The sequence below is a fragment of the Poseidonibacter sp. genome (genome assembly GCF_041821165.1).
In the GTDB taxonomy this organism is placed as follows: domain Bacteria; phylum Campylobacterota; class Campylobacteria; order Campylobacterales; family Arcobacteraceae; genus Poseidonibacter.
Window position 1 is genome coordinate 1 of sequence record NZ_JBGUES010000193.1, and the last position, 4,209, is coordinate 4,209.

The following is a 4,209-nucleotide window of genomic DNA, read 5'->3' on the forward strand; positions in this document are numbered from 1 at the left end:
TGATACAAAAAAATTATCACTAAAAGCAGTTGGAATAAAAATTGATTCAATAAAAGATAATAAATCAACTATTAAAATGGGTAATTTAATTGTAGGACAAAGTGCAATAGTTTTACATATAAATAATAAAAATAAAATGATTATTGCAAGTGCTAAAGTAATTCAATCAAATCAAGATACATCAGTTGTAGAGTATTTTGATTATACAGACTTAAAACAAGATGCTATTCCTACTACAAATTTAAAAGTAGCAAAAAATGATATTTTAGTATTTAACTACTTATATTCAAACTCTTTATTAATAGTTCCAAATCAAGATACATTTGAACTTGTTAAAAAAACTTTTAAACATAATTCATTTGTACATCCTGATATATTTGCAGCTAAAATGAAAGTTGACCAAGAAGTTTATCCTAACCAAGAATATATTCAAGATTTCGCAATAAAACAAAATCTTGGAACAATATTTATTGTAGTAGATAAAAAAATACATGTATTAGATACAAAAACGTTTAAAATATTAACAAGTTATAATATCAATTATGATGAAAGTACATCTCAACAACCTTTTTATACAAGAGTTGAAGATATAGAGGGTGGACTTTTTGATTTTGATTTAATTTCGCAAGAAGAAGATTCAATCTTAGGTTATAGTTTATTTACAAGTGATAAAGATATTAGTTATGAAAATTATTATAAAAGAATTTTAGGATTAGAAAAATGATAGAAAAAAAACACTTAGATTACCTATCATCAGTTGTAGGTGAAGAAAATATTAAAAGTGATAAAGCACATTTAATTGCATTTTGTTATGATGCAACTAAAACAAGATTTGAACCAGAAGCTGTAGTTTTTCCAAGACACGAGCAAGATGTTTCAGATATTTTAAAATATTGTAATGAACATCAAATTATAATTGTTCCAAGAGGAGCAGGTTCTGGTTTTACAGGTGGAGCATTACCATCAAATGGTGGAATTATTATGTCACTAGAAAGACATATGAATAAATTACTAGAAATTGATATGGAAAATATGGTTGGAGTTGTTCAACCAGGTCTTATAAATATGCAATTTCAAAAAGCAGTTGAAGAAGTTGGTTTATTTTACCCACCAGATCCAGCAAGTGAAGATTACTCAACTTTAGGTGGAAATGTAAGTGAAAATGCAGGTGGAATGAGAGCTGCAAAGTATGGAATTACAAAAGATTATGTAATGGCTTTAAGAGCCGTTTTACCAAGTGGTGAGATTATTGTGGCTGGTAAAAAAACAATTAAAGATGTTGCAGGTTACAATACAGCAGGAATTTTAATTGCGAGTGAAGGTACTTTAGCAGTTATTACAGAAATCACTTTAAAACTAATTCCAAAACCAAAATATAAACAAACATATATGGGAGTTTTTCCATCTGTTGATAAAGCTATGAATGCAGTATTTAAATCACTTGCAGCTGGTGCAAATCCTGTTGCTATGGAATTTTTAGATGCATTAGTTATTAAAGCATTAAAAGAAAAATTTTCAAATATCCAATTACCAGAAAATGCAGGTGGAATTTTAGTAGGAGATGTTGATGCTAGTTCAATGGCTGAAATTGATTCTCAACTAGAAACACTAAAAGAATCTTTTGCAAATAATGGCTCAACAGATTTCATAATTGCAAAAGATGAAGAAGAAGGTAAAAAACTTTGGTTTGCAAGAAGAAATGCAAGTCCTGCAACAATGATATATGGAACAAAAAAACTAAATGAAGATATCTCTGTTCCAAGAAGTAAATTACCTGTTGCACTTGATGGTATTTATAAAATTGGAGAAAAGTATGGTTTCCAAGTTCCTTGTTTTGGACATGCAGGTGATGGAAATATTCACGTAAATGTAATGGTAAAAGATAAAAACAATGAAAAAGAGATGGAAGATGGGCATAAAGCCATTGAAGAAATTTTCCAATTCGTTGTTGATTTAGGTGGAACATTAAGTGGTGAACATGGTATTGGTACTTCAAAAGCACCGTTTATGCATATTGCATTTAGTGATGCTGAAATGAATCTTTTTAGAAGTATTAAAAAAGCATTTGATCCAAATAATATTTTAAATCCATTTAAAATGGGATTATAAGATAATGGAAAATGAAGATAGTAATAAAAGTTATGTAAAAAGGTTTATAAATATGTTAGATTCATTTTTTAATGATGATACAACATATTTTGCAGCCTCTTTAAGCTTTTTTACTATCTTCGCTATTTTACCTATAATTGCACTTCTTATTGCAATTGTTTCTAACTTTCAGGATTTTGATAAATACCTAGATATCTTCATAAACTTTATTTTTAATATAATAAACCCTACACATTCAAATGATATAGTATTAGCTTTGAAAAACTATATTTCAAACTCTAGTAAATTAGGAAGCATAGGAATTATATATATGATTTTTGTTTTTACTATGTTTGTAAAAGATTATGAATATATTGTAAATAAAATACATAAAACAAAAAGAAAGTCTATTCATTTTTCTTTTATATTGTATTCTATTCTTTTAATATTACTACCTATTTTATTTATTGCTACAAATATTCTAATGTCTTTACATGATAATACAATCTTAAATTATATATTTTCATATATCTTTGCATGGTTTATTTTCTATGCTCTATTTAAACTAAGTGTAAATACATTTATTAATAATAAAGCAGCACTAATATCTTCATTTTTTACATTAACAATACTATCTATTACAAAGAACCTATTTATTTATTATGTAATTTATAATAAAACATATACAACAATTTATGGTTCACTAGCAACACTTCTTTTCACTTTTCTATGGATATATATATCATGGATTATATACCTTTATGGAATAAAAATGTGTTATAAATTAAATATAAAGCAAGAAACTAATCATTAATACTTAAATAATTAATTAAAATTTATGTACAATGAATTATGAAAAAATTAATATTACCACTAATCATTCTTAGTAGCATAAATACGTATGCTCAAAATTCATATCTTGATTCTATTATAGAAAATACCAATGAATATAGAAAAGGTATGCATGATACCTTAGTTAATTCTGCAAAAGGAATAGATAACTTCTTTGATAGTACTGAACAAAAAATAGAAGGCTATAATAATACCTATGGATTAATACAACTTTCTGCATTTTATAATGAAGGAGAAGGTGTTCATTTTGATCAAAAAGTAAGTATAAAATTAAAACTTCCAAAATTAAAAAAGAATTTTAAACTTTTATTTGAAAGTGATGAAGTTAGAGAAAATGTAGATTTTACTGAAAATCATACAAAAAATAATAGTGATAATTTTAATTTAGCTTTATTATATGAAGATTACCTAGGTAATAATGTAGATTTTAAAACAAAGGCTGGGATAAAATTAGGAAGCACACTAAATCCATTTATAAGAGCAGAAATAAAAAAAGTGATTAAAGATGTAAAAGGAATCAATTATACATTCTCTCAGTCAGCAAAAGAGTCTGTAAAAGATAAACTAGAACTAACTTCTTATATTAGATTAGATAAGCCAATAAATGATGAATTTTCATTACATAATTATTATGAATATTACTGGCAATCAACTAAAAGTAATGATTCACAACTGTATGCATCACTTTATTTAGTTCAAAGACTTTCACAAAAGAACACTCTTACATATACACTAGGTTCAAATATGGATAATATCGATTCAAACTTAAAAATGAAAAGATACAATGCAACATTAACTTATAGACATTGGCTTAGAAAGTGGATTTTTATTGATACAATTCCAGAAAACTATTATACAGAGGAAGAGGATTTTAAACCAATGTATTCAATAAAATTTAATTTAGGTATGTATATAAATAAGGACTCTTATAGAAGATAAAAGTTTAAACTTTTGTTTTTTATAATCCCTCATACACAAGCTAATAAGACCTATAAAACGATAAAACCAAATAGGTAAACTCAATTATAAGTAAATAACAAAGAGCTGATATAGACGAGATAAATACAAATAAATAGTATAAGAAAAGAAACAAGTTATTAGTGTAATAAATTATTAGGATAAAAAGAGATTAAATAGAAAAAATAAGTCTATAAGAAACTTAAAGTAAAAATATAAAAAGAAAAGAATCGAAAAACAACCTAAAAAAAAAGCTTAGCTAAAAACATGATAGATGTTTTGAGCTAAGCTAATTAAAAAACTCAAGAGCTG

At 25.6% G+C, this 4,209-nt stretch carries 4 protein-coding genes; all 4 read left to right on the plus strand.

Features of this window, described 5'->3' with window-relative positions; translation table 11 throughout:
- Window positions 1–724: plasminogen-binding N-terminal domain-containing protein (locus tag ACERKK_RS11705; RefSeq protein ID WP_373773259.1), on the plus strand; the 724-nt coding region annotated here is incomplete at its 5' end.
- Complete coding sequence (locus ACERKK_RS11710; protein ID WP_373773260.1) at window positions 721–2,109, plus strand: FAD-linked oxidase C-terminal domain-containing protein; 1,389 nt, start codon at window positions 721–723, stop codon at window positions 2,107–2,109. The genes ACERKK_RS11705 and ACERKK_RS11710, both read left to right, overlap by 4 nt.
- Before the next feature lie 4 nt (window positions 2,110–2,113).
- A complete protein-coding gene (locus ACERKK_RS11715; RefSeq protein WP_373773261.1) occupies window positions 2,114–2,902 on the plus strand; it encodes a YihY/virulence factor BrkB family protein in 789 nt (262 codons plus the stop codon).
- 38 nt (window positions 2,903–2,940) lie between these two features.
- The gene (locus tag ACERKK_RS11720) at window positions 2,941–3,879 is read left to right on the plus strand and encodes a hypothetical protein (protein WP_373773262.1); all 939 of its coding nucleotides are present in this window, start codon (window positions 2,941–2,943) and stop codon (window positions 3,877–3,879) included.
- Window positions 3,880–4,209: the final 330 nt, after the last annotated feature.

What these genes read in the sequence shown, in the direction of transcription:
- ACERKK_RS11720 (WP_373773262.1), top strand. Translation starts at nt 2,941, where the DNA reads ATGAAAAAATTAATATTACCACTAATCATTCTTAGTAGCATAAATACG.
- ACERKK_RS11710 (WP_373773260.1), top strand. Translation starts at nt 721, where the DNA reads ATGATAGAAAAAAAACACTTAGATTACCTATCATCAGTTGTAGGTGAA.
- ACERKK_RS11715 (WP_373773261.1), top strand. Translation starts at nt 2,114, where the DNA reads ATGGAAAATGAAGATAGTAATAAAAGTTATGTAAAAAGGTTTATAAAT.